Annotated in this window: 19 protein-coding genes; 9 read left to right on the forward strand and 10 right to left on the reverse strand. The window is 72.7% G+C overall.

The genetic code is table 11. The features are described 5' to 3' along the window. Positions 1-4 precede the first annotated feature (4 nt). Positions 5-1594, reverse strand: coding sequence for an apolipoprotein N-acyltransferase (gene lnt / locus G7070_RS15990; protein ID WP_246228078.1), 1590 nt, complete (start codon positions 1592-1594; stop codon positions 5-7). A 94-nt stretch (positions 1595-1688) separates the two neighbouring features. On the opposite strand from lnt, the gene G7070_RS15995 reads away from it, so the two are divergent. Continuing rightward, complete coding sequence (locus G7070_RS15995; protein WP_166234563.1) at positions 1689-2261, forward strand: dihydrofolate reductase family protein; 573 nt, start codon at positions 1689-1691, stop codon at positions 2259-2261. Between the two features lie 85 nt (positions 2262-2346). Then, entirely contained in the window at positions 2347-3699 is a 1353-nt protein-coding gene (locus G7070_RS16000) for a dipeptidase (RefSeq protein WP_166234564.1), read from the forward strand. Here the strand turns inward: G7070_RS16000 and G7070_RS16005 are convergent. Next, the gene (locus G7070_RS16005; RefSeq protein ID WP_166234565.1) at positions 3675-4112 is read right to left on the reverse strand and encodes an Lrp/AsnC family transcriptional regulator; all 438 of its coding nucleotides are present in this window, start codon (positions 4110-4112) and stop codon (positions 3675-3677) included. The two genes, G7070_RS16000 and G7070_RS16005, sit on opposite strands and share 25 nt — an antisense overlap. A 27-nt stretch (positions 4113-4139) precedes the next feature. On the opposite strand from G7070_RS16005, the gene G7070_RS16010 reads away from it, so the two are divergent. Continuing rightward, positions 4140-5042: a 5'-3' exonuclease gene (locus G7070_RS16010; RefSeq protein ID WP_166234566.1), complete on the forward strand. Its 903-nt coding sequence runs from the start codon at positions 4140-4142 to the stop codon at positions 5040-5042. Positions 5043-5048: 6 nt separating this feature from the next. Here the strand turns inward: G7070_RS16010 and G7070_RS19340 are convergent, their stop codons facing one another. Continuing rightward, positions 5049-5681: an ATP dependent DNA ligase gene (locus G7070_RS19340; RefSeq protein ID WP_250645989.1), complete on the reverse strand. Its 633-nt coding sequence runs from the start codon at positions 5679-5681 to the stop codon at positions 5049-5051. Positions 5682-5719: 38 nt separating this feature from the next. Further along, positions 5720-6634, reverse strand: coding sequence for an ATP-dependent DNA ligase (locus G7070_RS16015; RefSeq protein WP_250645990.1), 915 nt, complete (start codon positions 6632-6634; stop codon positions 5720-5722). Positions 6635-6755: 121 nt separating this feature from the next. Here G7070_RS16015 and G7070_RS16020 point away from each other — a divergent pair, with 121 nt between their 5' ends. Then, positions 6756-7487 carry a hypothetical protein gene (locus G7070_RS16020; RefSeq protein WP_166234567.1) on the forward strand — a complete coding sequence of 244 codons (732 nt, stop codon included), beginning with the start codon at positions 6756-6758 and terminating at the stop codon, positions 7485-7487. On the opposite strand, the gene metW is transcribed toward G7070_RS16020, so the two are convergent. The 4 genes from metW to thpR are packed head-to-tail and all read right to left on the reverse strand — an operon-like array spanning position 7454 to position 11129. Further along, complete coding sequence (metW, locus tag G7070_RS16025) at positions 7454-8074, reverse strand: methionine biosynthesis protein MetW (RefSeq protein ID WP_166234568.1); 621 nt, start codon at positions 8072-8074, stop codon at positions 7454-7456. The two genes, G7070_RS16020 and metW, sit on opposite strands and share 34 nt — an antisense overlap. After that, positions 8071-9216: a homoserine O-acetyltransferase MetX gene (metX, locus tag G7070_RS16030; RefSeq protein WP_166234569.1), complete on the reverse strand. Its 1146-nt coding sequence runs from the start codon at positions 9214-9216 to the stop codon at positions 8071-8073. The genes metW and metX overlap by 4 nt, the downstream gene beginning before the upstream one ends. After that, positions 9213-10496, reverse strand: coding sequence for an O-acetylhomoserine aminocarboxypropyltransferase/cysteine synthase family protein (locus tag G7070_RS16035; protein ID WP_166234570.1), 1284 nt, complete (start codon positions 10494-10496; stop codon positions 9213-9215). Before G7070_RS16035 ends, metX begins: the two co-directional genes overlap by 4 nt. A gap of 33 nt (positions 10497-10529) precedes the next feature. Beyond that, complete coding sequence (thpR, locus tag G7070_RS16040; RefSeq protein ID WP_166234571.1) at positions 10530-11129, reverse strand: RNA 2',3'-cyclic phosphodiesterase; 600 nt, start codon at positions 11127-11129, stop codon at positions 10530-10532. A gap of 222 nt (positions 11130-11351) precedes the next feature. On the opposite strand from thpR, the gene G7070_RS16045 reads away from it, so the two are divergent. From G7070_RS16045 to G7070_RS16065, 5 genes are all read left to right on the forward strand, one after another. Beyond that, the gene (locus tag G7070_RS16045) at positions 11352-12650 is read left to right on the forward strand and encodes an ABC transporter substrate-binding protein (RefSeq protein ID WP_166234572.1); all 1299 of its coding nucleotides are present in this window, start codon (positions 11352-11354) and stop codon (positions 12648-12650) included. A 63-nt stretch (positions 12651-12713) separates the two neighbouring features. After that, a complete protein-coding gene (locus G7070_RS16050; RefSeq protein WP_166234573.1) occupies positions 12714-13622 on the forward strand; it encodes a carbohydrate ABC transporter permease in 909 nt (302 codons plus the stop codon). Further along, a complete protein-coding gene (locus G7070_RS16055) occupies positions 13619-14497 on the forward strand; it encodes a carbohydrate ABC transporter permease (protein ID WP_166234574.1) in 879 nt (292 codons plus the stop codon). Before G7070_RS16050 ends, G7070_RS16055 begins: the two co-directional genes overlap by 4 nt. A gap of 46 nt (positions 14498-14543) precedes the next feature. Continuing rightward, positions 14544-15011, forward strand: coding sequence for a GatB/YqeY domain-containing protein (locus G7070_RS16060; protein ID WP_166234575.1), 468 nt, complete (start codon positions 14544-14546; stop codon positions 15009-15011). A gap of 77 nt (positions 15012-15088) precedes the next feature. Next, the gene (locus G7070_RS16065) at positions 15089-15472 is read left to right on the forward strand and encodes a DUF488 domain-containing protein (protein WP_166234576.1); all 384 of its coding nucleotides are present in this window, start codon (positions 15089-15091) and stop codon (positions 15470-15472) included. On the opposite strand, the gene G7070_RS16070 is transcribed toward G7070_RS16065, so the two are convergent. Together G7070_RS16070 and G7070_RS16075 are read right to left on the reverse strand one after the other, a co-directional pair. Continuing rightward, entirely contained in the window at positions 15465-16409 is a 945-nt protein-coding gene (locus tag G7070_RS16070; protein ID WP_166234577.1) for an ROK family protein, read from the reverse strand. The genes G7070_RS16065 and G7070_RS16070 overlap by 8 nt on opposite strands. Continuing rightward, positions 16406-17848, reverse strand: a complete 1443-nt coding sequence (locus G7070_RS16075; protein WP_166234578.1) for a glycoside hydrolase family 3 protein — start codon at positions 17846-17848, stop codon at positions 16406-16408. Before G7070_RS16075 ends, G7070_RS16070 begins: the two co-directional genes overlap by 4 nt. Positions 17849-17850 lie beyond the last annotated feature (2 nt).

Genomic DNA, 17850 nt, shown 5'->3' on the forward strand with positions numbered 1-17850 from the left:
CTCCTTAAGCGCGTCTCGGGGAAGACTTACCCTCCATTGTTCCACCCCGACGCGCCGCGACCCGCCTCGACAGGCCCCACACCATCCCGGACGCCGCGATCAGGGACAGCCCGTACTCCAGCCACGACTGCAGTCGCATGGCGGGCGTCGCGGGGGTGGTCTCCAGGGGCAGAACGTCCACCCCGGACGCCGCGACCGAGTCCGGCGCCTGCCGCAGCACCTGGCCCTGCGGCCCGATCAGCCCCGACACGCCCGAGGTGGTGACCACCTGGATCGTGCGCCGCATCTCCGCCGCCCGGACGCGGGTCGCGGTGAACTGCTGCGCGATCTGGTTGGTGCCCTGGTACATGGCGTTGCTGCTCTGCACGATCATGACCTGCGCGCCGGCGTCCACGGCCTGGTAGAGCGTGCCCGGGAAGATCACCTCGTAACAGATGGCGACGCCCACCTCGACGGTGCGGCCGTCCGGCAGCCGGGCCGGGAACGAACCGGGCTCGGTGCCGGGCACCGACTGGGCGCCGACGTAGCGCAGTTCGGGGATGAGGGGCAGCAGCAGGTCGCGGCCCGGGATCCACTCGCCGAACGGGACCAGGTTGCGCTTGGCGTAGGTGAGGTCGGCGCCGGCGTCGGTCCACCACAGCGCGACCGTCTGCCGGGTCTCGGCGGCGACGTCCTCGTAGATCGACCCGACCAGGATCGGCACGCCCGCGACGGCGACCGCCTCCTCGACCGCGGCCCGGGTCGGCACGTCCGCGCGCGGGTCCATGTCGGTGGAGTTCTCCGGCCACGCGATGAACTGGGGCCGGGGCAGTTCGCCCGCGTCCACCCGGCGCATCAGCGCCGCCGTCTCGTCGCGGGAGTTGTAGGTGATCGTCCGGGCCGGACCCAGGCCGTAGACGCCCCCGCCGGGGGCGCCGCCCTGCACCCAGCCGACCGCGACCTCGCCGTCGCTGGTGGGCCGGATCAGGCTCCCACCCGCCCCGGCGGCGAGCACCGCGACCAGCACCCACGCGACGGTGCTCCCGGTGGACCAGCCGGGCGCCTCGAGCAGCGCCAGCAGCACCTGCCCCAGGGCGGCGACCACGAACGTGACGCCGGCGGCGCCGACCAGCGGGTACAGACCCGCCAGCGGGGTGTCGAGCTGGGTGTAGCCCAGCCGCATCCAGCCGAACCCGTCGAACGGCCACACGGAGATCACGAACTCGCACAACGACCAGGCCGCCGCCCCGAAGATCGGCCAGGCGCGCAGGTCGCGGGTGAGGAAGCCGGCCAGGGCGACCCCCACGTACACCAGCGACGTGGCCAGCGTCATCCCGGCGTACGACAGGATCAGGATCTCGGTCTGCCAGATCAGCGAGGTGCCCATGAATGCCACCCCGAACGCCCACCCGGACGCCAGCGCGGCGCCCAGCCCGCGGGCGCGCCGGACGCACCAGCCGAGAACCACGACCGCCAGGACCGCGCAGGGGGCCCAGCCGATGGGGGCGAAGGCCAGCGAGGCGAGCAGGCCGCCGACCGCGGCGAGGACCACCAGGGTGACGGCGGGCCAGCGGGTCGATGCGAGCCGCCACGGCTGGGTCGCGGTTCGGGCCATCACGCCGGGAAGCCTAGCCGCTGCCCGGCGGAGCGGAGGGGACGACGATCGGGCGGCCGTAGTCTGACCACGACATCGGTCGAGAGGAGCCACCATGCGCGAACTCGTCTACTACGTCGCCGTCAGCATCGACGGCTACATCGCCGACGCCCACGGAGGGTTCGACGCCTTCCTCGTCGAGGGCGACCACGCCGAGGTCGTGTTCGGCGAGTACGCCGACGCGCTGCCGGTCCAGGCGCACACCGCGTTGGGCATCGAGCCGCCCGGAACCCGGTTCGACACGGTCCTCATGGGCTGGAACACGCTGACCCCCGCCCTGGACATCGGGATCACCAGCCCCTACCCGCACCTGCGCCAGTACGTGGCGACCACCCATCCGCGCGAGCACGACCCGGCGATCACCCTGACCACGGACCCGCTGGCCACCGTGCGCGACCTGAAGCGCGAGGACGGACTCGGGATCTGGCTCTGCGGAGGCGGCCGGCTCGCCGGGACGCTGCTGCCGGAGATCGACCGGCTCGTCCTCAAGCGCAACCCGGTCGTGCTGGGCTCCGGCGTCCCGCTCTTCGGGGGCCTCCCCCAGCCCGCCCGGCCGTTCGCCCTCACCGACGTCCGCCGGTTCGCCTCGGGCGTGGTGATCGAGGAGTACGCCGCGCCGCGCCGGTGACCGGTGCCCCGCCCTGCTCCGCCCCCGTTGGTGGAGCCCCGCACCGTGCCCTCGCGGCGGCCCGCGGCGTCCTAGAGTGAGGGCCATGACCGCTGATCTCTCCGCCCGCATCTCCGACCTCCTGCCCGGCGTCGTCGAGGACCTGACCGCCCTGGTGGCGATCCCCTCGGTGAGCTCGCTGCCCGACCGCCACGCCGACGTCGACGCGACGGTGGACGCAGTCAGCGCGCTGCTGACCGACCTGGGCTGCGACGACCTGGAGGTGGTCCGCGAGGGCGGCCAGCCGGCGATCATCGCCCGCTTCCCCGCGCCGGAGGGGCAGCCCACGGTCTGCCTGTACGCGCACCTGGACGTCCAGCCCACCGGCGACCTGGCGCTGTGGACCACCGAACCCTTCGTCGCCACCCGCCGCGGCGACCGGCTGTACGGGCGCGGCGTCGTCGACGACAAGGCGGGGATCGCGGTGCACCTGGCCGCGCTGCGCGCGTTCGACGGGAAGCCGCCGGTCGGCGTCACGCTCTTCATCGAGGGCGAGGAGGAGATCGGCTCCCCCACCCTCGCGACGATCCTCGAGCGGCACAGCGACAAGCTGGCGTCCGACGTGTTCGTCATCTGCGACTCGGGCAACTGGCAGGTCGGGACGCCGGCGTTCACCACCGCGCTCCGCGGCCTGGTCGACCTCGTGGTCCGGGTGGACACCCTCGACCACGCCCTGCACTCGGGCCAGTTCGGCGGCGTGGTCCCGGACGCGCTCACCACGCTGGTCCGGCTGCTCGCCACCCTGCACGACGAGAACGGCGACGTGGCGGTGGCGGGCCTGGCCGTCGCCGAGCCGTTCGACCTCGACTACCCCGAGGACCGGATGCGCGCGGAGGCGGGTCTGCTCGACGGGGTCGAGCTCGTGGGCACCGGCCCGCTGGCCGACCGGGTCTGGAGCCGGCCCTCCCTCACCGTCCTGGCCATCGACGCGACGCCGGTGGCGGACGCGTCGAACACGCTGGCTCCCAACGCCCGCGCCAAGGTCAGCATGCGGATCGCGCCCAACCAGGACCCGGCGGCCGCCATGGCCGCGCTGTCGCGGCACCTCACCGAGCACGCGCCCTTCGGCGCGAAGGTGACCATCAGCGAGGGCTCGGCCGGCTCGGGCACCGTCGTCGAGATGGCCGGCCCCGTCGCCGACCTGGCGCGCGCGGTGTACTCGGACGCCTTCCGGAACCCCGCGGTCGACATGGGCCAGGGCGGCTCGATCCCGATGGTGGCGGACTTCCAGCGCGCCTACCCCGACGCGCAGATCCTGGTCACGGGCGTGGCCGACCCCGACTCCCGGATGCACGGCATCGACGAGTCGCTGGACCTGATCGACCTGGAGGCCGCGGCGCTCGCCGAGGCGTCCCTGCTGCAGGGCCTCGCGGATCAGACCAGCGGTCGGTCCGCGTAGGGGACGCTCAGCACCAGCTGGGTCTCGGTGGCGACGCTGACCCGGTGGCGGATCTCCTTCAGCACGCGCTCGAGGTCGGCCGGTGACTCGACCTGCACCTTCAGCAGGTAGCTCGCCAGGCCGGCCATCGAGTAGCAGGAGACCACCTCGGGCAGGTCGGCGATCAGCTCGGGGAGCTCGTCCTCGCTCATGTCGTCGCGCAGCCGCACCGACACGAAGCCGGTGAGCAGCTTGCCGAGCGCCTGGGGGTCGACGATGGCCTTGTAGCCGGTGATCACGCCGCGCTGCTCCAGGCGCCGCACCCGCTGCTGCGCCGCCGAGGTGGACAGACCCGTCGCCTTGCCCAGGTCGGTGTAGGACATCCGCCCGTCGCGGGACAGGAGTCCGATGATCTGCTCGTCGATGCGTTCCACCGCACCATCGTGTCACACTGATGCATCATGAACGGGCCGCGCACACTACTTTTTGATTCAGCCTCCCTGTATTTCAGGGCATTCTTCGGCCTCCCGGCGTCTTTGACGACGCAATCGGGAGAACCTGTGAACGCTGTTCGGGGCCTGCTGGACTTTCTGGCACGTTTCATCACCGGGTACCGCCCCACCCAGGTCGCGTGCTGCTGGGACGACGCCTGGCGGCCCACCTGGCGCGTCGAACTGCTGCCCAGCTACAAGGCCCACCGCGTCGCGTTCGGCGACGTGGAGGAGGTGCCGGCCGAACTGAACGCGCAGGTGCCCTGGATCCGCGAGGTGCTGGACGCCCTCGGGCTGCCGATCGTCGGCGCCGCCGACCACGAGGCCGACGACGTGATCGCGACCCTGGCCCGCGGCGCGAGCACGCCGGTGGACGTCGTGACCGGCGACCGGGACCTGTTCCAGCTCGTGGAGCCGACCCGACCCACCCGGGTGCTGTACGTGGCGCGCGGCGTGGCCAAGCACGAGCGCGTCGACGACGCGTGGCTGCGGGCCAAGTACGGCATCGACGGCTCCGGCTACGTCGACTTCGCGGTGCTGCGCGGCGACCCCTCCGACGGGCTGCCCGGCGTGAAGGGCATCGGAGAGAAGACCGCCGCCGGGCTCATCGATCGCTTCGGGGACCTGGCCGGGATGGTCGCCCACGTCGACCAGCTCTCCCCCGCCGTGGCGCGGGCGCTGTCGTCCTCGGTCGACTACCTGGGCCCCGCCCAGCAGGTCGTCACCGCCGCCACGGACGCGCCCGTCCCGGCGGACCTGGACCTCACGCTGCCGAAGGCCCCCCGCGACCCGGACGCCTTCGCGCGCCTCGCCGAGGACCTCAACCTCGGCGGCGCCGCCGAGCGCATCCTGAAGGCGCTCGCCCTGCCCTGAGCCCGATCATCCTCGGGCGTCGAGCGGCCCGGATGCCAGTGCGCGCACGTCGGCCAGCGTGTCGGCCTGGTCGGCTGTCTTGTCGTCGCGGTAGCGCAGGACGCGGGCGAACCGGAGCGCCACGCCCCCGGGGTACCGGCTGGAGCGCTGCACGCCGTCGAAGGCGATCTCGACCACCTGTTCCGGACGCACCCTGACCACGTAGCCGTCGGTGGGCCTGTCGGCGAGCTCGGCGAAGCGCTCGGTCTGCCAGGCGAGCATCGCGTCGGTCATGCCCTTGAACGTCTTGCCCAGCATCACGAAGCCGTCGCCGTCGCGGGCGCCGAGGTGGATGTTCGACAGCGTCCCGGCGCGGCGGCCGTTGCCGCGTTCGACGGCCAGCACCACCAGGTCGAGGGTGTGGCGCGGCTTGACCTTGATCCAGCCGCTGCCGCGGCGTCCGGCCTGGTAGGGGGCAGCCAGGTCCTTGATGACGAGGCCCTCCTGCCCGGCGGCGACCACTTCGGCGAACCGGGTCGCCGCCCGCTCGGCCCCGCCCGGCTCGGCGGGGTCGACCCGGACGCCCGTGGTGCGGAACGCGGCCGGGACCACCTGCTCCAGCGCGGCGAGCCGCACCGAAAGCGGCTCGTCCAGCAGCACCCGGTCCTCGATCAGGAGGGCGTCGAAGAAGAACGGCGTCAGCCCGGCACCCGAGGCGTTCGCATCGTTCGGCGGCTGATCGCCGGCCGTCGGTGAGGGGTGGCGGCAGCAGCCGTTGCGGCGGCGATCTCCTGGAACGGGCGGGCTCGTCCGTCCGCGGCGAGGGCGAGCACCTCGCCATCCAGGACGACGCGTCCGACCGGAAGCGCCCGGACCAGCGCGGCCACCTCCGGCAGGCGCTCGGTGATGTCGTCCAGCGAGCGGGTGAACAGCCGCACCGCTTCGCCGTCCTTGTGCGCCTGGAGCCGGATGCCGTCCAGCTTGGTGTCCAGCAGGGCCTCCCCGGGCAGCTTGGCCAGCGCCTCGGGAACGCTCGGCGCCGAGGACGCCAGCATCGGCTGCACCGGCGTGCCGACGCTCAGCGTGAACTCCGCCAGGGCGGCCGCATCCCGGCGGGCCAGGGCGTCCGCGACGGGGGCGGGGCCGCCGGCGAACATCACCGCCCGGCGCAGCGCGGCCAGCGGGACGCCGTGGGCGGCGGCCAACCCCTCCACCACGGTCGACTCCTTGGCGCCCTGCAGCAGTTCGCCGGAGATCAGTGCGCTCAGGAACCGCTGCTCCGGGGCGGTTGCCGCGCCGAACAGCGCCTCGACCCGGGCCGACCGCAGGCCGGCCGACCCCGCGCCCGCGTAGCCGGTCAGGTCGTCCAGGGCGGCGTCCACCTGCGCCAGGGTGAGCGTCGGCTCGCCCACCGGGGTCGGGAGCGTGGCCAGCGTCGCCCACCCCACCCCGGTGCGCCGCTGCCGCGGCCTCCCGGAGAGGTAGGCGACGGCCAGCCCGGCGTCGGCCGGCCTGGCGCCGCGCAGCAGGGACGCGATCGCGTCCCGCTTGGCCAACCGGGACCGGGTCTCCCCGACCTGCGTCGAGGTCGCGACCACGTCGTGCAGCAGCATGGGAACCAGTGTTCACCGGAACGCCGTCCGGAGGCGAGCCCGCGGCCTACGCTGGTCGGAACGCGTCCGGCGCACCCCGGCCGCGCGCGCGGATCCGGGTCGCATCGAGGAGAGGCGGGCCATGCGAGGGCTTCGCATCGTGGGGCGGGTCGCGGGCGTGGCGCTCATGCTCGCGGGCGCGATCATGTGCCTGCGGATCGGGGGCGCGGCACCCCACCAACCCGAGTACTGGTACAGCGGTGGGGCGTGCAACCTCGCGATGTGCGGCGAACTCGTGGACACGCCCGCCTGGGTGGCGGCGTGGGAACCCTGGGCCTTCGGCCTGGGTGTGTTCCTCGCCGGGCAGTTCCTGCTCGTCGGGACGTCACCGGCGCCGCCACGACCCGACACCACCCCCGCCCAGGACGTCGCCCGCGCGGCGCTCGCCGGGGCCGTCGTCTTCGTGACCGCCGGCGTGTGGCACTGGAGCGTGGAGATGTTCGGGGCGCTGTCCGGGGGCTACCACACCGGGGTGTTCCTCACGTTGGCGGCGAGCGTGCCCCTCTGGTTGGTGCTGTTCCGTTGGGTGCCGGGCCAGGCGTCGACGGAGGTGCGCATCGTGACGCTCGCCGCCGCTCACCTCTACGGCCTCGTCATGGTGGTCCCGCTGTTGAGCAGGGCGTTCGCCCACCTCGGGACGGCCCCCAGGCTCGACCACGGCTCCCCCGCCTTCACGCTGGCGGCGCTCGCAGGGGCCGCGGCCAGCCTCATCGGGGCCGTGGTGTCGCGGTGGCGCGGCGGGCCTGAGCCGGCGGGCCGGGGCACGGAACCCCGCGCGGGTCAGCGGACGCGACCCGCCGGACGCAGCACGTAGACTGCGGCGCCGGCCAGCAGGTTGGGGGCGCGGCCCGACATCCGCAGGCGGCGTCCGGACTGGGTGTAAGTGAACCGGCGGTCGATCACCAGACCGAGGTGGTCGAACAAATCCTCCAGGTCGGTCAGCGTGGTGAACCGGAGGTTCGGGGAGTTGTACCAGGCGTACGGGATCTCCTTGGAGATCGGCATCCGGCCGCCCAGCAGCCGCAGCCGGTTGGGGTAGTAGCCGAAGTTCGGCACCGACACGATCATCCGCTCGGCGACCCGCGCCATGTGCTGCAGGACGCTCTCGGGCCGCAGCATGGTCTGCAGGACGCGCGACAGCACCACCGTGTCGTAGGAGTCGTCGGCCAGGTCGGCCAGCGCCACGTCGATGTCGCGGTCGATCACCGGGACGCCGCGGCGGATGGCGGCCAAGACGGCGTCCGGGTCGATCTCGACGCCGGTGCCGCGGCAGCCGCGGGTACGGATCAGGTGGTCGAGCAGGATGCCCTCGCCGCAGCCCAGGTCCAGGACGCGGGAGCCGTCGAAGATCTGGTCGGCGACCAGCGCGAGGTCGGGACGCAGCCCGTCGCGGCGGCTCATCGGGCCTCCTCCAGGGCGCGGTCGAGGAAGGCGCGCAGCGTGGCGTGGTAGACGGCGTCCTCCAGCAGGAACGAGTCGTGACCGTACGGCGAACTGAGCTCGCGGAACGTCACCGGCAGCCCGGCGCCCTCGAGGTGATGCAGCATCCGCAGGGTGTGGGCGGTCGAGAACCGCCAGTCGGTGTCGAAGCTCAGCAGCAGGTACCGGACCGGGTCGGCGGCGACGTGCACCAGCGCGTCCGGGCGGGCGAAGGGGTCGAAGTAGTCCATGACGCGCGACAGGTACAGATAGCTCAGCGCGTCGAACCGCTCCAGGAACGCCTGGCCCTGGTGGTCCAGGTAGCTCTCCACCGCGAAGTCGATCCCGAAGCCCCGCGTGGACTCCTCGTCCTGGGGGGCGCGGCCGAACTTCGCGGTGAGGGCGTCCTCGGACAGGTACGTGATGTGGGCCATCATCCGCGCGATCGACAGCCCGACGTCGGGGCTGGTGCCCGCCGCGGCGTAGCGGCCCTCGTGGAAGTGGGGGTCGTCGGTGATCGCCCGCCGCGCCACCGCCGAGAACGCGATGTTCTGCGCGGTGAGCCGGCTGGACGCCGCCACGATGATGGCGTGCGTCATGTCCTGGGGGTGGCTCAGCGACCACTGCAGCACCTGCATGCCGCCCAGGGAGCCGCCCAGCACGGCCAGCACGCGGCTCAGGCCCAGGTGGGCCAGCAGGGCCCGGTGCACCGTGACGAAGTCGGCGACGTCCAGCAGCGGGAAGTCCATGCCGTAGGCCTCGCCGGTGGCCGGGTCGATCGAGCCGGGCCCGGTCGTGCCGCGGCAGCCGCCCAGCAGGTTGGCCGACACCACGAAGAACCGGTCGGTGTCCAGCGGACGCCCCGGGCCGATGAGGTTGTCCCACCAGCCCGGACGTCGGTCGCCGGGGTGCCAGCCGGCGGCGTGCGCGTCGCCGGTCAGCGCATGGCACAGGTAGACGACGTTCGAGGCGTCCGGCGCGAGCGTGCCGTACGTCTCGTAGGCGACGTCGACCGGACCCAGCCGCGAGCCGTTCGCCAGCACGAGGGGATCCTCGGCGGTGAACAGCCGCGCGGTCTGCGTCTCGACGAGCCCGACCGAGCCGTCCTGCCAGATCTCGGTCACGCAGACAGTGCCTGATCCAGGTCGGCGATCAGGTCGTCGGCGTTCTCGATGCCGATCGAGAGCCGGACGCCCTCGGGCGCCACGCCGGCGTCCTTGAGCTCGGTCTCGGTCAGCTGGCTGTGCGTGGTGGTGGCGTTGTGGATGGCGAGGCTCTTGGCGTCGCCGATGTTGGCCAGGTGGCTGAACAGCTCCAGGCCCTCGATGAGCCGCGACCCGCCCTCGCGTCCGGTCTTGACGCCGAAGCTGACCAGGCCGCCGTAGCCGCGTCCGGCCAGCACCCGGTCGGCGACCTCGCGGTAGCGGTCGCCCTCCAGGCCGGGGTACTGGACCCAGGCGACCCGGTCGTCCTTCTCGAGGAACTGCGCGACCGCCAGCGCGTTGGTGCTGTGCCGCTCCATCCGCAGGTGCAGCGTCTCCATGCCGAGCAGGATCTGGAACGCGTTCATCGGGGCGATGGCCGCCCCGGTGTTGCGCAGCATGACGGTGCGGGCGCGCATGATATAGGCGGCCGGCCCGGCGGCGTCGGTCCACACCGTCTCGTGGTAGGCGTGGTCGGGGCCCGTCAGGTTGCCGAACCGCTCGGCGTTGGCCGTCCAGTCGAACTTCCCGCCGTCGACGATCAGGCCGCCCATCACGGTGCCGTTGCCCGAGAGGTACTTGGTGGCGGCGTGCACCGAGATGTCTGCGCCCAGATCGAAGACCCGCTCCAGGTACGGCGTCGGCACCGTGTTGTCGACGATCAGGGGCAGGCCCAGCGCGTGCGCCGCGTCGGCCCAGGCGGGGATGTCCAGCACGTTGAGGGCGGGGTTGCCCATGGACTCGGCGAAGACCAACTTGGTGCGGTCGTCCACCACGGACGCCAGCGCGCCGGGCTCGTCGGGGTCGACGAAGCGGGTCTCGACGCCGAACTGCGGCAGGGTGTGGGCGAACAGCGCGTAGGTGCCGCCGTAGAGCTTCGAGCTGGCGACGATGTTGTCGCCCGCGCCGGCCAGGTTGAGCACCGCGTAGGTGATCGCGGCCGCGCCGGAGGCGGTGGCCAGGGACGCCAACCCGCCCTCCAGGGCGGTGATCCGCTGCTCAAGGGTGTTCTGGGTGGGGTTCATGATGCGCGTGTAGATGTTGCCCGGCTTGCGCAGCGCGAACAGGTCGGCGGCGTGCGCGGTGTCGTCGAAGACGTAGCTGGTGGTCTGGTAGATCGGGACGGCGCGCGCGTTCGTCGCGGGGTCGGCCTGCTCCTGACCCGCGTGGACGGCCAGGGTCTCGATGCTGTAGTCGCTCATCTGTGGGTGCTCCTTCGGCGCGGGCGAGTGTCGTCAGCCTAGGCGCGGCCCGCCCGCGGCCTCTGCGGCGTCTCGCCCCCCGGCCAGCGCGAAGCGCTCCAGCACCTCGTAGCGCGCCCCCCTGTCGCGCAGGTGCGAGGCGATCAGCACGTGCTCGGCGGCCGTCCAGGCCGGCGAGGCGTAGGCGTCCAGGACGCGCAGCAGCCGGGTGGCGTCCAGGCCGCGCCCCGAGCGTCCCAGCGTCAGGTGCGGGCGGAAGCGCGTCCCGTCGACGGTCGCCCCGGCCCGCACGGCCGCGTTCCGGGCGCGGCGCGCCAGCGCGCCCAGCGCCTCGGTGTCGCCCTCGATCGCGGCGAACAGCACCTTGGCGCGCCGCGGCTCCGGGAAGCAGCCGCCGCCGGAGACCGACAGGCGCAGCGGGGGCGTCCGCTCCGCCACCTCGGCGAGCGCCTCGACGAGCCGATCCTGGTGGCCGGCGTCAACGTCGGGCAGGAAGGACGTGGTGAGGTGCCAGTGCTCCGGCGGGGTCCAGCGCAGGCGGGGCTCGGCTTCGCGGCGCGGAGCGCAGAAGGCGTCCAGGTCGGCGACAACCTCGGGCGGCGGGACGAGGGCCGTGAACAGGCGTGCTCCCATGTCGGCGAGCCTAGGCGATCCCGGCGCGACGGGAAGGCGGAGTCGACGGCAAGAAATTCGGTGTTTCGGACACGAGGCCGCAGGATCGCTGCCAATCTGTAACCCGCGAGGGGGTGTTATGCCCGATCCAACAGGCCTACAGTCTCGCGCAAGCCCGACCCAACGGGGGGTCGGGAGCATGCCCGTCCAACGGCGGATCGGGCAGATGGAGGAGGGATTTCCATGCGGTTGAAGTCACTCATCGCGGCGGGCCTCGCGGGCATGATCGCCCTCGCCGGCTGCGCTTCCCCCGGCGGCCAGACGGCCGCCCCCACAGGCGGCGGCGGGGCGACCACGCCCGCGGCGGCGGGCGGCGGCGACGTCGGGGTGTTCACCTGGTGGGCCGAGGGCTCGGAGAAGGTGGGGCTGGAGGCCCTGCAGAAGGTGTTCAAGGAGAAGTACCCCAAGAACACGTTCGTCAACCTCGCGGTCGCCGGCGGCGCCGGGTCGAACGCCAAGGCGAAGCTGGCCGCCGACCTGAAGAACAACAACCCGCCGGACTCCTTCCAGGGCCACGCGGGCGCCGAGCTCTTCGACTACATCCAGGCCGGCCAGATCGAGCCCGTCAACGACGTCATGGATGGCCTCGGCGGCGCCAAGGTGTTCCCCAAGAACCTGCTGGACCTGATCACGGTCGACGGCAAGATCTACTCCGTCCCCTCCAACGTGCACCGCTCCAACGTCGTGTGGTCGAACCCGACGGTGCTGGCCAAGGCCAACATCGGCGCCGAGGCTCCGGCCAGCCTGGACGCGTGGCTCGCCGACATGCAGAAGCTGAAGGACGCCGGCGTGCAGACTCCGCTCGCGGTCGGCACCGCGCCGTGGACGCAGCTCCACCTGTTCGAGAGCGTCCTGCTCAGCGAGTTGGGCACCGACGGCTACGTGCAGCTGTTCTCCGACGGCGACTGGACCTCTGAGAAGGTGAAGTCGGCGGTCGACAAGTTCGGCAAGCTGCTGTCCTTCGCCAACACCGGCGGCGCCGACGACTGGCCGCAGGCGACCGACATGGTCATCGACGGCAAGGCCGCCTACAACGTGATGGGCGACTGGGCGGTCGCGCAGTTCACCGAGAAGGGCAAGAAGGAGAAGACGGACTACCTGTACTGGCCGACCCCGGGCACCGACGGCACCTTCCTGTTCCTGGCCGACTCGTTCACGCTGCCCAAGGGTGCCAAGAACGCCAGCGGCGCCAAGGACTGGTTGAACACGGTCGGCTCGGCCGAGGGCCAGAAGGCGTTCAACCTGGCCAAGGGCTCGATCCCGGCGCGCACTGACGTGTCGGTCAGCGACTTCCCCGCCTACCAGCAGTCCGCGATGAAGTCCTTCCAGTCCGACAAGATCGCCCCCTCGATCGCGCACGGCGCGGCGGCCCAGCAGGCCTGGAGCTCCGACATCACCACGGCGCTGTCGAAGTACGTCACCGACAAGGACGCGGCGGCCTTCGTCACCGCGCTCGGCGCGGCGGCGTCCAAGAACCGCTAGGCACGCCACGACCGGACGCCGGGGCTCACGGGCTCCGGCGTCCGGCTGACGACGGGGGTGGGTATGAGGAACCGATGGCAGGGGCTGGCGATGGTCGCCCCGTCGATCGTCCTGGTGATCGTGTTCGTGTACGGGCTGATCGGCCAGAACGTGGCGACCTCCTTCGAGCGGGTCACGCAGAAGACGTTCGCCGGCAACGAGAAGGTCGTCGCCCAGGGCGGGGTCGCGAACTACGCCGACCTGCTGGCCGACCCCCGCTACCAGCACGCGTTGTGGAACCTGCTGGTCCTGACCGTGGTGTTCGTGGGCGGGACGATGCTGTTCGGCGTGCTGTGGGCGCTGCTGCTGGAGAAGGGCGTCTCGGGTGAGGGCTTCTTCCGGTCGGTGTACCTGTTCCCGATGGCGGTCTCCTTCATCGCGTCCGGCACGGTGTGGAAGTGGCTGCTGTCGCCGGGCATCGGCGACCACGAGGCCATCGGGCTGAACCGGCTGTTCCTGATGGTGGGCCTGCCGGGGCTGCAGAGCCGGTGGTGGACCGACCCCGGGCCGTTCAACATGGCGGCGATGGCGCTGCCGGCGATCTGGCAGCTGTCGGGGTACGTGATGGCGCTGTTCCTGGCCGGCTTCCGCGGCATCTCCGACGACCAGCGGGAGGCCGCCCGCGTGGACGGGGCGTCGGAGTGGCGGGTGTACCGGCACGTGCTGTTCCCGCAGCTCTCCCCCATCGCGCTGTCGGCGCTCATCATCATCGGCCACATGTCGATGAAGACCTTCGACCTGATCTACTCCATCGCCGGGCAGAACAACTACGTCGCCGACGTCCCCGCGACGCTGATGTGGGTGCAGCTGTTCCAGCAGCGCAACGCGCCGACGGCGGCCGCCAACGCGACGATCCTGCTGCTCATCGTGGCGGTGGTCGTCGTGCCCTACCTCGTCTACACCAACCGCACCGAGGGGGCGAAGGGCCGATGACGACCGTGATCGCGGCCGCGCCCCCGCGCCGGCGCGCCGCCACCCCCAGCCAGCTCACCTGGCGCTCGATCCGGATGGCCCTGCTGATCCTGTTCGCCGTCGGCGTCCTGATGCCGATCTACGTCGTGCTGGTCACCAGCTTCAAGTCCCCGGCCGACTTCTCGGTGGTGGACGCCTGGAACCTGCCGGCCCGGCTCAGTTTCTCCGGCTGGCAGGCCGCCTGGGAGGCGCTGGCGCCCGCGCTGGCCCGCTCGCTGGTGCTGGGCGTCAGCGCAGCGGTGATCTCCTCGATCCTCGGCTCGATGAACGGCTTCGTGTTCGCCAAGTGGCGGTTCCCGGGGGCCAACGTCGTCTTCACGCTGTTCCTGTTCGGGATGTTCATCCCCTACCAGGCCGTCATGATCCCGCTGCAGCAGCTCATGATCGGCCTCAACGACACCGTGCCGGCGCTCTACGGCATCCCGACGCTGATCATCGCCCACGTCATCTACGGCATCCCGATCTGCACGCTCATCTTCCGCAACTACTACGCCACCGCGGTGCCCGACGAGATCCTGGAGGCGGCGCGCGTCGACGGGGCCGGCATGTGGCGGATCTACTCCTCGATCGTGCTGCCGGTCTCCGCCCCCGCCTTCGTCGTGACGCTGATCTGGCAGTTCACCTCGGCCTGGAACGACTTCCTGTTCGCGCTGTTCCTGACCGACCGCAACTCCGGACCCGTCACCTACGCGCTGCAGGAGCTGGCCTCGGCGCAGAACCCGGACTACTCCCGGATGATGGCGGGCGTGCTGATCGCGTCCCTGCCCACGCTGCTGGTCTACATCCTGCTGGGCCGGTACTTCGTCAGCGGCCTGATGAGCGGCTCGGTCAAGTAGCCGCCCGCGCGGCCGTGGGAGGATGGGTCCCGACGAAAGGACACCGATGGGAACCCTGGAAGACCGGCTGCACGGCGACATGATCGCCGCGATGAAGGCGCGCGACGGCGAGCTGACCACGACGCTGCGGATGGCGATCGGCGCGCTCAAGAACGAGAAGGTGGCCGGCAAGCAGGCCCGGGAGCTGAGCGCAGAAGACGAGATCGCCGTGCTGCAGCGCGAGGTCCGGACCCGCCGCGACTCGGCGCAGGCCTACACCGACGGCGGGCGTCCCGAGCTGGCCGCCAAGGAGCTCGCCGAGGCCGAGGTGCTGTCGGTCTACCTGCCCTCCATGCTGTCCGAGGACGAAGTCGACGCCCTGGTGGCCGAGGAAGTCGCCGCGGCGGAGGCGGCTGCCGGAGAGAAGCCGACGATGCGCCAGATGGGCGCTGTTATCAAGGCGGTCAACGAGCGGGCGGCCGGACGCGCCGAGGGCCGGACCGTGGCGGCCAAGGTCAAGGCCGCCCTGTCCTGACGCGGGGGCGACGCCTCGTCCTGCCGCGGGCGCGCGCGGCGGGCGTAGCGTGGAGTCCACCGCACGAAGGAGTCGGGATGACCGAGCAACTGCGTCTCAAGCGCGTCTATGAGGAGGCGTCCTCCGACGACGGCTTCCGCGTCCTGGTGGACCGCCTGTGGCCCCGCGGCGAGAGCCGGGCGAAGGCGGACCTCGACCTGTGGGACAAGGACGTGGCCCCGAGCACCGAGCTCCGCGACTGGTTCGGCCACGACCCCGCCCGGTTCGCGGAGTTCACCGCGCGCTATCGCGCCGAACTGTCCGGCTCGGACGCCCTGGACCACCTCGTCGGGCTGCTGGAGCCGCACGCGCTCGTGACGCTGCTCTTCGGGGCCCGCGACACGGTTCACAATCAGGCGGTGGTGCTGGCCGACGTGCTGGCGGAGCGCCTCGGCGTCCCGGCACCGACCGCCGTCAGCTGAGCCGACCGGCGGCCGAGGTCGGCCGGGCCCGCCCCCCGAGTTCCGCGGCGCCGAGGGCCGCCAACGGGATGGCCGTGACCAGCAGTTCGAAACGGTCCGGCAGGTCGAGCGCGGCCAGCACCGGCGCGCGCCGCGCCCGCTCCCGCAGCCGGTCGCGGACGGCCTCGGCCAGCGGCTCCCCCAGCGAGGTCAGTCCCCCGCCCGCCACGACCAGGTCGACGCCCGCGGCGAAGACCAGCACCTGCACCGCCGTCGCGATCCCGTCGCTGAGAGTGTGCAGCGCGGCCGCAGCGCGCCGATCCCCCGCGGCCGCCGCCACGAACGGGTCGGGCCTCGGGGTCGGCACCGGCCACAGCCGGGCGAGCGCCGATCCCGACGCGATCGTCTCCAGGCAGCCGGTCTGCCCGCACGAGCAGGGAACCCCGGTGCCGACCGGCAGGTGGCCGATCTCGCCGGCGGCCCCGCGGGGTCCCCGGACCACCTCGCCGTCCACCACGACGGCGGCGGCGAGTCCGGTGCCGAGGTTGAGGTACCCCAGCCCCAGGTCGGCGTAGCGCGACGAGCGCGCGCACAGCGCCTCGCGCGCCCCGAGGCCCGCCGCCTTGACGTCGTTCTCGACGCTCACCGGCAGGCCCAGCTCCGCCCCCAGCAGCGGGCCCAGCTCGAGGCGGTCCACCCGCAGGTTGGCCGCGTGCAACACGGTTCCGGTCGCGCCGTCCACCAGGCCGGGCATGCACGCCCCGACGCTGAGGCTGCGCGCCTCCTCGTCGTCCAGGGACGCCTCCGCGATGGCGCGGCGGGCGATCCGCACCGCCGCCGCGAGCACGGCGTCGGGCCCGCTGCCCGAGCGGGTGGTCTCGTGGGCGATGACCTTGTCGTGCGGGTCCAGGACGACCGCGGCGGTCTTGGTCCCCCCGATGTCGATCCCGAGCTTCATCGCGAAGCACTCCCCTCGGGCACCTCGACGGGATCGGGAAGCCGGGTGAGCAGTTCGACGAGGGCGCGCCCGACCCCCGCGGAGGCCCCGTAGGTGACCAGATCGCCGAAGCCTCGGGGCCAGCCGCACTCCACGACGATCACGGGGTGACCGGCCGCGCGCAGCGCGTCGGCCACGGCCGGCGCGGGATGCCCGGCCGCCAGGCCGCGCGCGACCACCGCCACCTTCGCACCGGGCGGCACATCGCCCGCGGCGATGGTGGCCCCGACGGCCGCCGCCCCCCAGACGACCCGCCCGACGGCCAGGTTGGCCTCCGACTCGACCTGGACGATGGCGGCGGGGGCGTCGTCGGCCAGCCACGCCGCGGCGCCGGCGCCGATCTCGAAGGCGTCGGCGATCTCGGGACGCGGGTCGGTTCCGGGTGCCGGGGCGGGCGACGGGGTGGCCTGGTCGTCGATGAGCGCCTGCACGCGGGCGGCCGAGGCCGCCAGCTCCTCGGGCTCGATCCGGCCCTGCGCCACGGCGTCCTCGATCGCCGCGACGACCCGCTCGAGCAGGTCCGGCCCGGTGTTCGGGCCGAGGCAGAGCAGGTCGGCGCCGGCGGCCAGCGCCCGGACGGCCGCCTCGGGGATCCCGATGTCGCCCGACGCGCCGGCCATGTCGAGGGCGTCGGTGACGATGACGCCGCGGAACCCGAGCCGGCCGCGCAGTTCGCCGCGCAGCACCGCCGGGGAGAACGTGGCGGGCCGCTCGGGGTCCAGCGCCGGCACCACGATGTGCGACGTCATGACGGCAGGGATGCCCGCCTGCACGACGGCCCGGAACGGTTCGAGCTCGCGGGCGTCGAGCACCTCGCGGGTGGCGTCGACGCGCGGGAGGGCGAGGTGGGAGTCCGTGGTGGTGTCGCCGTGGCCCGGGAAGTGCTTGGCGCAGGCGGCCACCCCGGCGTCCCGCAGGCCCCGGACCCACGCGACGGCGTGCCGGGCGACCAGCGGGGCCGTCGCTCCGAACGACCGGACGCCGATCACCGGGTTGTCGGGCGCGGAGTTGATGTCGACGACGGGGCCCAGATCCAGCCCGATGCCCAGCACGGCCAGGTCGCGGCCGATCCGGCGGGCGGACGCGGCGGTGAGCGCGGGGTCGTCGAGCCGCCCCAGGACGGCGTTGCCCGGCTCCGGGGATCCGGCGAGGTAGTGCAGCCGGGTGACGTCGCCGCCCTCCTCATCGGTGGCGATGAGGAGGCCCGGGCACCGGCGGTGCAGATCGGCGCACAGCGCGGAGACGGCCGCCGGGTCGGCGATGTTGGCCCCGTAGAGGCACACCGAGGCGAGCCCATCCCGGTGCGCGGCGACGAGCCAGGCGGGCACGGTCATGCCGTCGAAACCGGGCAGGAGCGTGCGGAGGATGAGGCGCCGCAGCGCCCCTGTGGTGGTGTCCATGA

The organism is Propioniciclava coleopterorum, from assembly GCF_011393335.1.
GTDB lineage: Bacteria > Actinomycetota > Actinomycetes > Propionibacteriales > Propionibacteriaceae > Propioniciclava > Propioniciclava coleopterorum.